The organism is Asticcacaulis sp. P2_B1 (assembly GCF_056404915.1).
In genome coordinates, this window is record NZ_JBFUDD010000014.1 from 15,691 (window position 1) to 30,825 (window position 15,135).

Consider the following 15,135-nt stretch of genomic DNA (forward strand, 5'->3'; position numbering starts at 1 on the left):
CGAGCTCAGGCTGACGCGGCATAAAGACAGACACTATTCGAAGCCGGTTTCGCGATGTCGAAACCATGATAGGCTTCAACCTGCAGGAAGAACACCATGACGGTCGATACGCTTATCCAACCGGCGACAGCAGCGCTGCGCCCTCTTGACCGTTTGCTGCGGCCGCGCTCGGTCGCGATCGTCGGCGCGTCCGACAAGCCGGGGGCGCTTGGCGCTTCGGTTTTGGCCAATCTCGAGCGCAGCGGTTTTGCCGGCGACATCTATCCGATCAATCCCAAACGCGCCACGATCGGCGAACGGGCCTGTTTGGCGGCCATCGCCGACCTGCCGGAAGGCGTCGATGTCGCCGTCCTGGCCATTCCGCGCGTGGCCGTGCTGGATGCCGTCCGCGATCTGGCGGCCCGTCGATGCGGCGCGGTCATCATTTTCTCGGCCGGTTTCGCCGAGGGCGGCGAGGCGGGCCTCGCCGAACAGCGCGAGATCGCCCGCATAGCCGACGCAGCGGGCATGATCGTCGAAGGGCCGAATTGCCTCGGCCTGGTCAACTATGTCGCCGGCATTCCGCTGACCTTTATCGAGACGCACATCAAGGCGCCGGGTGATCGGCCGGGCATTGGTATCGTGTCGCAAAGTGGCGCCATGGCCTGCGTGCTGGCCGTGACCATAGCCAGCCGCGACCTCGGCCTGTCCTATTCGGTGTCGACCGGTAATGAGGCCGGCAGCGGCGTCGAGGACTATGTCGATTACCTGGTCAATGATCCTGCGACCCGCGTCATTACCATGATCGTCGAGCAGTTCCGCAAGCCGGGGCGGTTCCTCGACGCCGCGCGCCGGGCGCGGGCCACCGGCAAGACCATCGTCCTGCTGCATCCCGGCAAGAGCGGCGCGGCGCGAGAGTCTGCCGCGACCCATACCGGCGCCATGGCGGGCGATTACCAGCTCATGCGCGTCAAGGTGCAACGCGCCGGCGTCGTGTTCGCCGAGACTCTTGAGGAATTGGCCGACATTGCCGAGATCGCCGTCCGTTGCCCGACCTTGCCGGCCGGCGGCACGGCGGTTCTGGGCGAATCCGGCGCCTTCAAGGCGTTGACGCTCGACCTGTGCGAGGATCTGGGCGTCGACCTGCCGAAACTCGACGACCGCAATGCGCCGGCCCTGCGCGCGGCGTTGCCGGAGTTTGTCGGCGTCAGCAATCCGCTCGATCTGACGGCCCAGGGCCTGGTCGATCCCGATCTCTATTATCGCACGCTCGAAGCCCTGTTCGGTGACGATCGCTTCGGCAGTATCGTCATGGGCATTATCCAGACCGATCCGGTCACCATGGCCATCAAGGTGCCGCCGGTGCTGCGCGCCATGCGTGAGCTGAAACCCGCCAAGCCGGTTATTTTCGCCGGGCTGGACGAAGGCGCCGCTGTGCCGCCGGAGCATATCGCGCAATTGCGGGCTCTGGGCATTCCTTGCTTCCCGTCGACCGAGCGGGCTTTCCGCGCCCTGAAGCGCCTGAACGATTTGTCGGCGCGCGATTTCGCCAAGGCCAAGGCGCCGCCCTTGCCAGCCGGCCTGCCGAAAGCCGGCGGTGTCGTACCGGAATACCGGGCCAAGCAGATACTGGCGCCGCTCGGCATCCCGTTCCCCGAGGGGCGCTTTGCCGTCACCCTGGACGAAGCCTTGGCGGCGGCGGAAGCGCTCGGCTATCCGGTCGCGATCAAGGCGCAGTCGCCCGATCTCAGCCACAAGAGCGATGTCGGTGGGGTCATCATCGCCATCGCCGACGCGGAGAGCCTGGCGGTCGCCTGGATGAAGCTCCATGCCGATGTGGCGCTGCACCGTCCGGGCCTGGTGCTCGACGGTGTGCTGGTGGAAAAGATGGGCCGCCGCGGCGTCGAGCTGATCATCGGCGCCAAGGTCGATCCCGATTGGGGGCCGGTTATCCTGGCCGGGTTCGGCGGGGTGACGGCGGAGATATTGCAGGATGTGCGGCTGTTGACGCCGGACCTGACCGTCGACGGCATTGTGCGTGAGCTGAACCTGCTGAAGAGCGCGGCGATCCTGCGCGGTTTCCGCGGTTCGCCGGCGCTTGATGTGGCGGCGGTGGCGCAACTGATCGCGACCCTGGGGCGTGTCCTGCTGGCCGAGCCGCGCATCCGCGAGCTCGATCTCAATCCGGTGATCGTCTATCCGCAAGGCGAGGGCGTCGTGGCGCTGGATGCGCTGATGCTGATCGAAGGGTTATAGGTCGAGCACCAGAACCGGGGTCTTGGACCGCGAACAGCACGGGGTGAACTGGTCGTTTTGCGCCTGTTCCTCGTCGGTCTGGAACTGGTCCCTGTGGTCGGGAATGCCGTCCAGAACCCGCGTCAGGCAGGTGCCGCAGATGCCTTGCTCGCACGACATGGGGATGTCGAATCCGTTGGCGATCAGGACTTCCAGGGCGGTTTTGTCCGCCGGCACAGCGATCGTCTCACCCGTGCCGGCGATTTGGAGGCTGAAGGCGCCATCCGACGTGTGATCGATCGGGGCGGCGGTAAAATATTCGCGGTGCAGTCGGGTCTCCGGCCAACCGAGGTCGCGGGCCGTCTGCAGGACGTGATCCATGAAGCCGGTCGGGCCGCAGACATAGAGATGGGTGCCGTGGGCCGCCTTGGCCAGGACATTGGCGGTGTCGAGCTTGTCGCGGGCGTCGTCGAAATAGGCCGAGGCGTCATAGGCCGAGGCCATGATGCGGTGCAGAAAGGCGGCCCGATCCGGGGAGCGCACGCAATAATGCAGCGAGAAGGCCTGTCCGATTTGTGTCAGATGTTCCGCCATGGCCAGGACCGGTGTGATGCCGATGCCGCCGGCGAACAGCAGGGCGGGTGCGTTGGTGTCTTCGGACAGGGCGAAGAGATTACGCGGCGAGCTGATGTCCAGAATGTCGCCCGTCTGCACGTTATCGTGCATGGCTGCCGAGCCGCCGCGCGAGTCCGGCGTCTTGAGGACGGCGATGCGGTAGCGATCGCGCTCCGTGGGGCTGTTGCACAGGGAATATTGCCGGACAAGGCCGTTCGGCAGATGGACATCGATGTGGGCGCCGGCGGCGAATTCCGGCAGGGGCAGGCCGTCGGGATGGACCAGGTCGAAGGCGCAGACATCCTGGGCTTCGACGGTTTTGGCGGCAATGCGAACCTTGAGCATCAGGCGTCAATCGTAGCGTTGGCGGGCGCCGTTTCGGCAGCGATCAGCCGGTCGAGCAAGCGTCGGGACTGGACGCCGCCGGCGTCGATATTGAGCTTGAGCAGGTTGCGGCCGGGATGGGTCAGCAGGTTTTGCTGTTGCTGCTCCAGCATGTCGAGATCTTCGCTGAAGATCTTGCCCTGGCCTTCGCGGATGCTGGCGGTCAAGTCTGCATCATCGGGTTTGAAATTGCGCGCCATGCCCCAGAAATACCAAATCGAGGTTTCCGTCTCCGGCGTGATGAAGTCGACGACGATGCTGGACGCCTTGACCGCGGCCGGAGCGTCGTAGCCGCCGTGGCCGGCGTGGGCGACGCCGACTTCGATCATGACGTGGCTGGGGGCGCTGAAGCGGCAGATCTGCCAGCGATCGACGGGGACGTCGTCGGCCAGGCCGTTGCCGCGCAGAGCCATGCGCCAGAAGGGCGGGGCCGGGATGTTCTCCATGTGGCGGCTGGTGACGACCTGATCGCCGTCGATTTTGGTTGTCGGCGCGGCTTCGTCGATTTCCTTCTGACCGATGCTGGAGGCGTGGACATAGGTTTCGTGCGTCAGGTCCATCAGGTTGTCGATCATCAGGCGGTAGTCGCAGTTGATGTGGTAGAGCCCGCCGCCATAGGCCCAGTCGGGATTTTCCGCCCATTCCAGGTGATGGATAAGGGCCGGGTCGGCCTTGTGGGCTTCGCCGGGCCACACCCAGATAAAGCCGTAGCGTTCCTCGACGGGAAAGGCGCGGATGGCCGGGAAGCCGCGCACGCGTTGCCCGGGCATGTCGACCGTCTTGCCCTCGCAGCCCATTTTCAGGCCGTGATAGCCGCAGACGAGGTTACCGTCCTCGACGAAGCCGAGCGACAGCGGGGCGCCCCGGTGCGGGCAGAAGTTCTCGAGCGCGGCTATGCGGTTTTCGGCGCCGCGGTAGAAGACCATGCGTTCGCCGCAAATTTGCCGGCCCAGCGGTTTGTTTCCGACTTCATCGGGTGTGCAGGCCACGTACCAGGCATTTTTCAGAAACATCGTCGCCTCGCTGGATAGTTTATTTTGGATACAATAGTTATAATTTATAGCTAAAGTCAACGCGAAATGTTATTTATTGGATCCAATAATCGATCTGGTGTATTTGGTTGGACATGTTTGGAGACGATCGATGAGCAAGCCCGGACAGCACGTTCTGGTCACGCTGCGCAAGATGATTGCGTCGGGCGAACTGGTGCCCGGAGAGCGCCTAGGCGAGGTGGCGACGGCGGACAGCCTCGGGGTATCGCGCATGCCCGTGCGCATGGCGTTCCGCGAGCTGGAGCAGGAAGGCCTGCTGATCAAGTTCGGCGCCCGCGGCTATACGGTCCGGGCGTTTACGGCGGAGGAGATCAACGGGGCGGTGGAAGTGCGGGGCGTGCTGGAGGGGCTGGCTGCCCGGCAGGCCGCCGAACGCGGGCTGAGCGCGGCCGACCGGGCGCGTCTGCAGGCCTGTCTCGATGCTGGCGACGGCTTGATGGTCAAGGGCTATCTGACCGAAGACGACGTGATTGCCTATCACGACATGAATATTCGCTTTCATCAGATCATCGTCGCGGCCAGCGGCAATCCGGCGATCGCCGAGGCTTTGGCGCGCAACGATCATCTGCCGTTCGCTTCGGTCAATGCGCTGGCTATCGACCGCAACCGGATGGCCCGGGAATACCGGCGCCTCAACTATGCCCACATGCAGCATCACGCCGTGTTCGACGCCTTGACGCAGGGCCATGGCGCGCGTGCGGAGGCGATGATGCGCGAACACGCCAATGCGGTCCTCAACTATACCGATCTGTTCAAGCCGTCCGAGGCGCACGACCTGGCGATTATACGGCGGGCTGTCACTCCGCCAGCGGACGGGCCCGCGACGTGACGATGAAAACGGCGAGGCCGGCCAGGATCGCCACCGGCACCAGCAGGGTCAGCACGCCCGACGGTCCGTAGCCGCGGCTCAGGACCTCGCCGGCCATCATCGGCCCGAGGATCGAACCGACCCGGCCGATCGCCAGGGCCGATCCGGTCGCCAGGCCGCGCGCCGACCGCGGATAGTACATCGGTCCCACGCCGGCCAGGCTGTATTGTGCGCCCAGCAGGAAGAAGCCGGTCAGGGCGGCGCAGACCAGCATCTGGTCGATCTCGCGGAATATGGCCAGACCTGCCACGGCCGCGATCAGGCCGATATAGGCGATGCTGATCGGGCCACGGGCGCCCAGGCGATCCGTCGTCCAGCCGATGATCAGGGCGCCCAGGACGCTGCCGAGATTGAAGCCGAGCGAGGCGTCCTGGCCGACGGTGGGCGGCAGGCCGAGGCCGCCCATCAGGCTGGGCAGCCAGTTCAGGAAGAGGTAAAGCACGATCAGGGTGAAGAAGTTGGCAATCCACAGCAGCAGGGACGTCAGGGCTCGCCCTTCGCCGAACAGCGCCTTGAAGCCGTTGATGCGCTCGGACGCGGCGGCCGGCGTGACGGGCTTGGGCTCGCGCGGCAGGAGGGCGACCAGCGGCACCAGGACCAGGGGGAGGGCGCCGCCCAGGATGAACAGGCTGTGCCAGCCGAGTTGCTGCATATAGAGGCGGGCGAATAGCGAGACGAGGGCGCCGCCCAACGGCGTGCCGGCCATGACCAGGGTGACCATGAAGGCGCGGTTTTTCGGACCGGCGGCGTCGAGCGCCATGCGGATCATGTTGGGCATGGCGCCGCCGAGACCGAGGCCGGTGGCGACGCGGACGGCGACCAACATCTCGTAGGAGTTCGCCATGAGCGTCATCAGGGTGAAGATCCCGAAGAGGATCACCGAGGCCATCAAGACCGTCTTGCGGCCGATGCGGTCGGACAGCCAGCCGCCGATCAGGGTGCCGGCGACCAGGCCGAACTGCCCCAGGCCGAACGCCTGTCCGGCCTGGGCGGGTGTCAACCCAAGGGCGGGCACCAGTTTCGGCGCGGCGATGCCGATGGCCTGAATGTCGAAGCCTTCGAGGATGGCGACGGCGGCGCAGATAAGGATCACGCCCCATAAGGTCCCCTGTCTTGGGGCTGCGCCGGTCGCGGCCGAAGTCGTTGGTGTCACGTCCATGGTCACTCTCTGTTTTAGGAAGCTTGGCAGGCGAAGCTGGAGGCCTTTTCCGAATCGCCGCCGGTATAGCGGGCGATTTCGGGATAGGCGCACAGGGGGCGCTGGCGTCCCGGCCAGGGCGACCGCGGTCCGGCCGTGGCGACGATGGCGTCCGGCGCCTGGCCGTGCTCGACCCAGTTCACCAGGGCGGTGAAGACATCGTAATCGTCGGTGGCCTGGCCGCCGCCGCAATGGCACATGCCCGGCACCGGGAAGACGCGGACGAAGCCCGCCGCCTTGCCGCCGTTGCGGGCGTCGACCTCATCGAACCAGGCGAGGGTGTCTTTCAGCGAAAAGACCGGATCGGATTCGCCGTGCGGCACGATCAGCTTGCCGCCGTGGGCGCGGAAGGCCGACAGGTCGGCCGAGCGCGAACCGACGTCCTGCCAGGCCGAGCGGGTAAAGGGCGCGGCGACAGCGTAGATTTTCGAAGCGTCGCGGTCGAAATCGAAGCCTGCCTGATAATCGGCCATGGATTGCGGATCGCCGAGTACGGTCGGCGGCGTGGTGAAGACGGCCGCCAGGGAACCGGCGCCAAGAACGACGTTCAGCGGCGGAATGCGCCCGTCCGGTGAGCCGATCTTCCACAGCGCCCAATCGAAACCGGCAATACCCGAGGGCCAGAACCAGCCGGCATAGAGGGAACGTCCGGCGCTGTTTTTCACACCGCCCATGATGCGGACGAGCGCCGTGACCTGGCCAGTGCTCAGGCAGCCTTCGGCCTTGTCGCCGGCACAGACGTGCGCCTGGAGTTGCGGCAGGACCTTGGCGTCGGTGCAGTGCAGGAAGTCGCCGACCATGCCATCCTTGAGGCCATCGTCCTTATCGCAGGCATCGAGAATGGCCGTGCGTACCAGGGCGAGGTCGCCTTGCGAGAAGGTCTTGTAGATGTCGCCGACGGCTAAATGTCCCGAAGCGTCGCGCGGGAGCAGGGCGGAGACCGCCTGGACGTCCCAGGCTTCGGCGAGGGCGGCGCGCGGCAGGGAAAAGCCCGGCGCACTGGCGATGATGCCGTCGAACTCGTCCGGATAGAATTGAGCGAAGGTCATGCCTTCCTGGCCGCCCTTGGAGCAGCCGACGAAATAGCTGTAGCGCGGGGCCTGGCCGTAAAAGGTGCGGATGATCGTCTTGGCGGCGTCGGCGGTGACCTTGAGCGAGGTGTGGCCGTAATCGGCGCGCGCCTGCGGGTCGAAGCCGAAGGCGAGGGCGCTGTTATGGGCGGGATCGCTATTGGTGGCGTTGTCGTGGCCGCTGTCCTGGCTGACCACGGCATAGCCCTGGACGAGGGCGCCCGGACCGCCTGCCGACAGACGGCCGAGCGCGTCGCCGAGCTCGCCGTTACTGCCGCCGCCGCCCTGGAACACCATGCGTTTGTTCCAGTTGGCCGGCAGGCGGAGGTGGAAGCGAATGGCATAGGCCTGTCCGTTCAGACCCTGGCGTTCGTGCATGACGCCGGTGACCTCGCAATGGGCCGGCGTCGTGGTAGACGCCGGCGGGCCGGCGGGCGACGGCGTCGTCACCACGGTGCCGTCCGGATGGAACTGGCTGGAGACGATCCGCGCCGTTTCCGTGCCGAAGGTGATCGTCGTGCCGCTCAGGGCGGTGCAGCCGGCGGCGCCTTCCGCCGCATGGGCGCCGGTGGCGGCCGTCGCGGACAGGAAGAGGACCAGGGCGGTCGCAAGGGTTGTTTTCAGCATGGTCTTTTCACCGTCATCGCATCGCAAGGGGGGACAATAGGGTTAGAAATCACGGCGCACGCGGACGCCGATTTCGCGCGGAGCGCCGTAGAACTGGTTCAGGCCGGCCTGGCCGACGACATAGGTTTCGTCCGTCAGGTTGGTGCCGTAGAGATCGGCGGTCCAATGCGCCGTCTGCAGCGATAACACACCCGAATACAGGGTACGGCCGGCAATATAGGCATCGGCGGCATAGGTGACGTAACTGTAGCTGGCGTCCTGGTGCGACATGCTGAGGCGCGGCGTCAGGGTGATGTCATTGCCGAGATTGAAGGTATAGGCGGCGCTCAGATTGTAGGTCCATTTGGGGGACAGCAGGTTCGGGCCGCCGTTGCCTGTCACGGTAAACGGCACATAGTCGAAGCACAGCGGAGGGTTGGACGCCGTGCCGGCGGGGCATTGCGGCCCGAGATTGCCGGCCGGCAGGGCCCGGACATCGACCAGGGTCACGGCGCCGAGATGGGAATCGACATAGGCGAAGCCGCCGTCCAGGTTGAAGGCGCCGAAACGGGCCTGGAACTGGCCCTCGGCGCCGTTGATCGTGGCCGGCGGTAAGTTGGCGACACCGGCTCCGCCGGTGGTGACGTCGAGGACGTCGAGCTGGAAGTTCTTGTAATTATTGGCGAAGGCGTCGACCTGGGTTTTCAGGTGCCCGCCGAGAAGCGTCGATTTCCAACCGGCTTCGTAATTGGTCACGGTCTCCGGCGCGAATTCCGAGGTCGACGAGTTGAAACCGCCGGATTTGTAACCGCGCGCCGCGAAGACGTAGATCATGTTGTTGGCGTCGGGTTTATAATTGAAGGACAGCTTGCCCGTCGGACGGTTGTCGGCGTGTCTGCCGGCCGTGCTGGCGACCTGCAATCCGCCCGGCGGGAAGCCCGGGATGCCGCGGCCGATAAAGACGCCGCCGGTGCCGGAGGATTCGAAACTCGACTGGCGCAGGCCCAACTGGACATCGAGACGGTCGGTCAGCTTGTAACCGAGCTGGACGAAAGCACCCTTCGTCACCTTGTCGTTATCCGGTTCGATATTGGTCGGGAAGCCGCCCGCCGTCTGGAGGATGGCGACGGTAATGACATTGTGCTGGTAGTAGGTCCCGAGGATCCAGTTGAAGCGGCCGGTGGTCGGCGAAATGATATTGAATTCCTGGGTCGTCTGCTTTTCCCGGACCAATTGATCATTGGCGACGTCCGTTGCCTCGCTGGCGTCGATGTCCCACAGACCGTGGAACTTCTTGTCCTGGTACCCGGTCAGCGACCGGATGGTGATGCCGTTGTCGAACTGGTATTTCAGTTCCAGGCCGTGGATCCAGGCGCGCTCATTGAAACTGGTCGGGCTGTTGTAATCGAGGTCGAAGGCGCCGGGCAGGGACGAGGCGGCGTAGAAGGTGCCGGGAATGGGTTTATAGGCCGAGCCGCCTGTCTGGCGCTGCGACTGTTCGGTCTTGAGCAGGGCCTGGAAGTTACCGTATTTCCACAGCACGCCGAGACGAACGGCGTCTTCCTTCAACGAGCCCGCGTCGTTGTGGAAGGGGCCATGGTCGGTATAGTAGCTGTCGCGGTCGTCCGCCGTGGCGGCCAGACGGATCGCCAGGTGATCGCCGAGCGGCAGATTGACGGCGCCGTTGACGCCCTTGGCATTGAAGCTGCCGGCGCTGCCCGCCAGATAACCCTCGATGCCGGTCAGTTTGGGATTTTGCGTGGTGATCAGGACGGCGCCGCCGGTGGAGTTCGAGCCGACCAGGGTGCCTTGCGGTCCGCGCAGCACTTCGACATTGGCGATGTCGTAAAAGCTGTTCGATTGGACGATCGGTGGCTGGAACAGGCCGTCGACATAGGTGGCGACGCCGTTCGATACCTGGGGCGACCCGCTGGACAGGCCGATGCCGCGGATATTGACCGAGGAGGTCAGTCCGTTGTCGGCGATGGTCAGGGCGGGAGCGACGGTTTGCAGGTCGGCGACGCGGGTGACCGCCTTGTCCTTCAGTTGGTCGCCCGACAACACCGTTTCGGCGATCGCCACCGTCTGCATCTTTTCCGACCGTCTCTGGCCGGTGACGATGACTTCCGTGACGGTGTCATCCGATGTGGCGCTGGTTGGCGCCGGTGCGGTTTGCGCCGTTGTCGTTTGCGCATGGGCGGGGACGGCACAGGCAAGTGCGCAACCCAATACGGAAGCGGTGGCCTTCAGCAGGATCTTTTTCATTTGTTTCCTCATCTGTTTTTGGCCGCTTTTGTGTGGCCTTATGACCTGCCTCTTGCGAAACAGTTATGAGTGATAACAATACTGAAAGCTACTTATTTAAATAGGGCTCAGAATTATTGGCCGGACGGGCAAATTCCTTGGCGGTCTGAAAAATAACCTAATAAAATCATTAGATTAAATTCCGGGTCTTGTATTTTGCGGCGTTACATTTCCGCAACAGTTGATGGCAAGTTTCGAAGTGGTCGACGGCCCGCCCGCTGTGGCCTGCCCGAATCTCGCTCATCAGGGCATGCGATTGTGACATCAGTCGATGGGCATTGGCCGGCGCCAGGCTATCGGGAATCGTGGCGGAATTCCTGCGCACTTCGTAACCGACAAGGCAGCGCACCAGGGTATGCAGGATGGCGTTGTCCGCCCCGTCATAAATGTCGCGCATGACGAGGAACCAGGATTGCAGGAACGGCAGTCCCGCCGGCGGTACGATTCGTGCCGCCGCCACGGCCCGGTTGCCCCGCGAAGCATCGGCGGACAGGCAGACAGTGGCGCGATTCAACATCCACGTCGTGAGAAAGCTGTCGTCCTCCTCTTTCTGAGTCGAGGCCAGATAGCTGTGGGTCAGTCGCAAGACATTCAACTGCGAAGGTGTCGCCCTCAACACGCCGCCACCCCGTCCGCGCTGGCTTTTCAGGACGCCGGAATCCTCGAGAAGACGGACGGCCTCGACCATGACCGGCAAGCCGACGCCGTAACGTTCCGCCAGGTCGGCGAGCGAACCGACATGATCGCCGGGGCGGCATTTTTCCCGCGTCAAGTCGGCGTTCAGCCGTGTGGCGGTCGCTGAGGCGAGGCTGTGCCCCTCTACCGCGGGGCCCATCCCGCGGTCGCCGTTGCGCTCGCTCCCCGCAGCATGGCGGACCTGGCGGATATCGATATGATCGTGCCACAGGTCGTGGGCCTGTTCCCGGGCACCCAGTCTGAGCAGGTGCAGGATCCGCAGGGCCGTGGCGGTATCGCCCTGCATGAAGCCCAGCGGAAAGCACTCCACGGACTCGAAGCAAAGCGCCAGGGATGGATTGTCCAGGCAATCGATCAGGTCTTCGGAATGGCCGACCTCGCGCCGGGACAGGAAGGCCGGACTGACCAGCAAGGCGTCCAATATCAGGGGTTCGATGACGCGCCGCGCCTGCCATAACTCCCTGTCGCTCACGCCCGTGAAGGTCAGGTGACGAAAGACCGCCGTCGCCGCTGCCCGCCGCCGCGGCTTAAGAACCACGATGCCACCGGAAGGTCCGCGTTGAATCCGGCAAACCCCGCGCGCCTCGAGCAATCGATAGGCCTGCCGCAGCCGGCGGCTATCGACGTCGAAATTATAGGCCAGGACCTCGTCCGGCCCGCACACGGTACCCTCGGGCCAGCCATGATCGGCCAGGGCGTCCTCGATGGCATAGGCGGTATAGAGTCCGAGCTTGGCGGCCTCCTCCTTGTCGAAGGCGACGGACTCAAAATAGGGCCGGTCGATCCATGCCCGGGTCAGGGTCTCATTCGGTTGCAAGGCCATGGCTTGCGGCATCGGCATCGTCCCTGTCCGGCTTTGCGGAACCCACGCGCGACGCGATTTGCGGCGGTGGAATTTGTTATAGATTATACCTTTAACATGGCGGCTTCGGACCTGCAATCCGGCGTGGCGTATTTGGCCGTATTTTGGACGGCTACCGTCCGGCCCGCCAGGCGGGCGGGCCGCCTTGTGGGGCGGTGGGCGTGAAGCGAGGCTTTCACAGGCCCGGCCATTTCCACCAGGTGCTAAAGATACGGCCGCCACATGAAGGCAAAGGTGCCGAAAATGCCCAGCCCCATGATCGCTGTGAGAAGCAATAGCCCAACCGCCGCGACGATCCTGGCCGGGCCTGAAGGCGACTGTTGCGCACGCAGGTAGATTTCCAGCACGGTCAGCGGCACGACATAGACCGCGAAGCCCAACACGATGTCGAAGGGCCCATCCATGCGCTTGCCCATGCCGGCGGGGCCTTGATTGAGGATGATCCACGCCATATAGCCGACGCGTTGAAACCATACGGCGTTCATCGCCAGGAAGGTCCGCATCGCCCATTTTTTGTGGATGTCGATTCGCCGGGCCAGGGCATGGCGGAGGGTCATGGCGGCACAGCCGAGGATCAAGCCGCCAAGGATGAGGCTGCTCACCAGGCCCCAGACCGTGAGATAGGTGCCGCGCACCCAGACCAGCCACAGGCCGTCCAGCGCCATCAGCATGCCCACCAGGATGTAAAACCGGCCGTTCCAGCGATGGAAGGCGATGAAGTGTTTGCGGATCTGCGGAATGAGCTGCAGTGCGCCGCTGGCCGTTACCAGGGCCGCCACCAGTACGTGGGCGGCGAAGAACAGATTGCCGGTGTGGTCGCCGGCGACATAGCCAGTGATCAAATCCTTGCGGTTCCATGACTCGAAATGGCCGGCCAGGGTCGGCCCGTAATAGAAGCTGACGATGAACCAGATAAACAGGCCCTGGCCCGTCACGGCCATCAGGTACCAGAGAAGCCCGGAGGCCGTCAGAATTTTGCTCGCAAGGGATCGCGTCCCCAGCCCGGTTGATACGGCTGTGGTCATCATGATGTCGTCCTGAGGGGGTGAAGAAAGAGAGGAAGGGTTTGTCGGCCGTCAGCCCGGTTCGCGTCTCCGCCGCAACCAGACGGCCGTGGCGAGGAAAACCGCCGCCAGGACCAGCCCGGCCCAGACGTCGGGACTACTGAGAAACTTGCCCGGATCGAGCTCTGACAATTGGCTTGAGCCGGTGTCGGCGGTGACGGTGAAGGCCCGGCCGAAGCTGCCGATCAGGCGGTCCTTCAGTAGATCGGTCAGGTGGCCGGTATTGAGGGCGATCCGTTCGAGCCCGCATGGCACGAGGGGCACGCCGACCGCCCACAGGATCGGTACGCGTCGCGCCCAGGCCGAGACGACGAGCAGCCAGGCGAAGAGCGGGGCATACCACAGGGACAGGGTGAGCAGGCCGTAGGGCAGGACCAGGGCGCGGGTAAGGATCGGGATATTCGTCCACAAGATCGCGGCGTCCAGGCCGTTGATCCACAGGACCACGGTGGCAACGACCAGCATGACCAGCTGGGTGGCGATGATAATGATATCGACGAACGCCGGCAGGATGAACAGGACCAGGCTCGCCTTGGCCAGCACCGCGGTGACGTCCGGTACGGGCAGGGATCGCCAGAACAGCAGGCTGCGATCGCGGCGCTCGCCATGCAGCGCGCCCAGACAATAGAAGGCGCCGGCCAGCACCATGACGATGATCAGGGCCATGGCCGCCATATTGTAGGGTGTGATCAGGGCGGCGGTCCGGGCAGACGGCGCGAGCAGGGCAGCGTGGCGCACGGTGGCCGGCAAACCGACCGTGCTGATCAAAAACCCGATCAGGGCGAGACCGGCAGCGACCGGCGGCGCCAGCCACAGCCAGCTGTTTTCCCACAATTCGCGGCGCAGCGACCAGTAGAATGGGCGGACTCGGTGGCGTCTCGGGGTGGCCTTATCATCCGGTGTGACATCATGGGCGGGCGGGATCATGCCTTTACTCCGTGGGCAGACTTCTGGCCGCCGACGACGGACACGAACAGATCGGCCAGGCCGGGCGTGCGGACCTCACCCAGGGCGGCAAGGTGCTGGCGCTCGACGCCGTCGAACAGCAAGGCCGGCAAACCGAGGCCCTGGCGTTCGTGGATCGGCTTCAGGGCCCGCGCCGCCGCTACCTGGTCTATACGCGGCGTCAGTTCGACGAACCGCATCTCCAGGGCGTCCATACTGGCGTCGAGGACGACGCGGCCGCGATCGAGAAATATGACATCTGTGACGACGTGCTGGATTTCCTCGACCTGGTGGGTGGCCACGATAACCGTGCGCGGACGGTCGAGACAATCGCCCAGCAGGGCATCGAAGAAGGCTTTGCGGTAGATCAGGTCGAGTCCCAGGGTCGGTTCGTCCAGCACCATCAGCCGGGCGTCGATCGCGATGATCAGGGCCAGGTGAAGTTGGGTGACCATCCCTTTCGACAGGGCCTTGATGCGGTCCCCGGGGGTGATGGTCGTCCGGGTCAGCAAGTCTTCCGCCCGGGCGCGGTCGAAACGGGGATGAACGCCTTCGACATAGTCGAGTGCCTGCGACACCTTCATCCAGCGTGGCAGGACGGCGATATCGGAGATAAAGCACACGTCGTGCATCAGCCGGTCGCGGTCCTTCCACGGATCGAGACCGAGAACGCTTAAACGGCCTTCGAAGGGCGTCAGGCCGACCAGGGCGTTCAACAGCGTGCTCTTGCCGGCGCCATTGGGCCCGATCAGGCCAACGATACGGCCCGCGGCGACGGTGAGGTCGATGCCGTCGAGCGCGGATTTCGCGGCGAATGTCTTGCGCAGACCCCGCGCTTCGATAATGGTCATGGCTAACTCTCCCCGCCCGAGGTGGGATCGGCCTTTATCAGATCGTCCAGGCTCAGCCCCAGCCGTTCGATGGTTTGGCGGATGGGGGGCCATTGTTCGTCGAGGAATTTCCGCCGCTCGTCGGCCATCAGCATCTGCCGGGCGCCGCTGCGGATGAAGAGGCCGAGGCCGCGCTTTTTTTCCACCAGTTGCTCGTCGGTCAGTTCCTGATAGCCTTTCAGGACGGTCAGGGGATTGACGCGATATTCGGCGGCGACGTGGCGCACCGATGGCAGGGCGTCGCCTTCATTGAGCAGTCCGTCGAGGATCATGGCCACCACCCGGTCGCGTATCTGACGGTAAATGGGCTGGTTGTCATTCCACTCTCGATCCAAAGCCTGTTCCTATCATGCTCGCAACCCGCACG

At 64.4% G+C, this 15,135-nt stretch carries 12 protein-coding genes; 2 read left to right on the forward strand and 10 right to left on the reverse strand.

The window, feature by feature from the left end:
- Positions 1 to 96 precede the first annotated feature (96 nt).
- On the forward strand, positions 97 to 2,235 hold the full coding sequence (locus AC1DX3_RS20475; RefSeq protein WP_476991196.1) for an acetate--CoA ligase family protein: 2,139 nt from the start codon (positions 97 to 99) through the stop codon (positions 2,233 to 2,235).
- Here the strand turns inward: AC1DX3_RS20475 and AC1DX3_RS20480 are convergent.
- Together AC1DX3_RS20480 and AC1DX3_RS20485 are read right to left on the reverse strand one after the other, a co-directional pair.
- Positions 2,230 to 3,174, reverse strand: a complete 945-nt coding sequence (locus AC1DX3_RS20480; RefSeq protein ID WP_476991197.1) for a PDR/VanB family oxidoreductase — start codon at positions 3,172 to 3,174, stop codon at positions 2,230 to 2,232. The genes AC1DX3_RS20475 and AC1DX3_RS20480 overlap by 6 nt on opposite strands.
- Positions 3,174 to 4,226 (reverse strand): aromatic ring-hydroxylating dioxygenase subunit alpha, encoded by a 1,053-nt coding sequence (locus AC1DX3_RS20485; protein ID WP_476991198.1) that lies wholly within the window; start codon positions 4,224 to 4,226, stop codon positions 3,174 to 3,176. Before AC1DX3_RS20485 ends, AC1DX3_RS20480 begins: the two co-directional genes overlap by 1 nt.
- A gap of 130 nt (positions 4,227 to 4,356) precedes the next feature.
- On the opposite strand from AC1DX3_RS20485, the gene AC1DX3_RS20490 reads away from it, so the two are divergent.
- Positions 4,357 to 5,094 carry a GntR family transcriptional regulator gene (locus tag AC1DX3_RS20490; RefSeq protein WP_476991199.1) on the forward strand — a complete coding sequence of 246 codons (738 nt, stop codon included), beginning with the start codon at positions 4,357 to 4,359 and terminating at the stop codon, positions 5,092 to 5,094.
- On the opposite strand, the gene AC1DX3_RS20495 is transcribed toward AC1DX3_RS20490, so the two are convergent.
- The 8 genes from AC1DX3_RS20495 to AC1DX3_RS20530 all read right to left on the reverse strand — a co-directional run bounded on the left by AC1DX3_RS20495 (position 5,063) and on the right by AC1DX3_RS20530 (position 15,103).
- Entirely contained in the window at positions 5,063 to 6,292 is a 1,230-nt protein-coding gene (locus tag AC1DX3_RS20495; protein WP_476991200.1) for an MFS transporter, read from the reverse strand. The two genes, AC1DX3_RS20490 and AC1DX3_RS20495, sit on opposite strands and share 32 nt — an antisense overlap.
- 14 nt (positions 6,293 to 6,306) lie before the next feature.
- Positions 6,307 to 8,028, reverse strand: coding sequence for a tannase/feruloyl esterase family alpha/beta hydrolase (locus AC1DX3_RS20500; RefSeq protein WP_476991201.1), 1,722 nt, complete (start codon positions 8,026 to 8,028; stop codon positions 6,307 to 6,309).
- A 42-nt stretch (positions 8,029 to 8,070) separates the two neighbouring features.
- Positions 8,071 to 10,272: a TonB-dependent receptor gene (locus tag AC1DX3_RS20505; RefSeq protein WP_476991202.1), complete on the reverse strand. Its 2,202-nt coding sequence runs from the start codon at positions 10,270 to 10,272 to the stop codon at positions 8,071 to 8,073.
- A 169-nt stretch (positions 10,273 to 10,441) separates the two neighbouring features.
- Positions 10,442 to 11,848, reverse strand: coding sequence for a GntR family transcriptional regulator (locus tag AC1DX3_RS20510; protein WP_476991203.1), 1,407 nt, complete (start codon positions 11,846 to 11,848; stop codon positions 10,442 to 10,444).
- 224 nt (positions 11,849 to 12,072) lie between these two features.
- Positions 12,073 to 12,897, reverse strand: coding sequence for a DUF2306 domain-containing protein (locus AC1DX3_RS20515; RefSeq protein WP_476991204.1), 825 nt, complete (start codon positions 12,895 to 12,897; stop codon positions 12,073 to 12,075).
- A gap of 48 nt (positions 12,898 to 12,945) precedes the next feature.
- Positions 12,946 to 13,860 (reverse strand): hypothetical protein, encoded by a 915-nt coding sequence (locus AC1DX3_RS20520; protein WP_476991205.1) that lies wholly within the window; start codon positions 13,858 to 13,860, stop codon positions 12,946 to 12,948.
- The gene (locus AC1DX3_RS20525; protein WP_476991206.1) at positions 13,857 to 14,729 is read right to left on the reverse strand and encodes an ABC transporter ATP-binding protein; all 873 of its coding nucleotides are present in this window, start codon (positions 14,727 to 14,729) and stop codon (positions 13,857 to 13,859) included. Before AC1DX3_RS20525 ends, AC1DX3_RS20520 begins: the two co-directional genes overlap by 4 nt.
- A 2-nt stretch (positions 14,730 to 14,731) precedes the next feature.
- Positions 14,732 to 15,103 carry a GntR family transcriptional regulator gene (locus AC1DX3_RS20530; protein ID WP_476991207.1) on the reverse strand — a complete coding sequence of 124 codons (372 nt, stop codon included), beginning with the start codon at positions 15,101 to 15,103 and terminating at the stop codon, positions 14,732 to 14,734.
- Positions 15,104 to 15,135 lie beyond the last annotated feature (32 nt).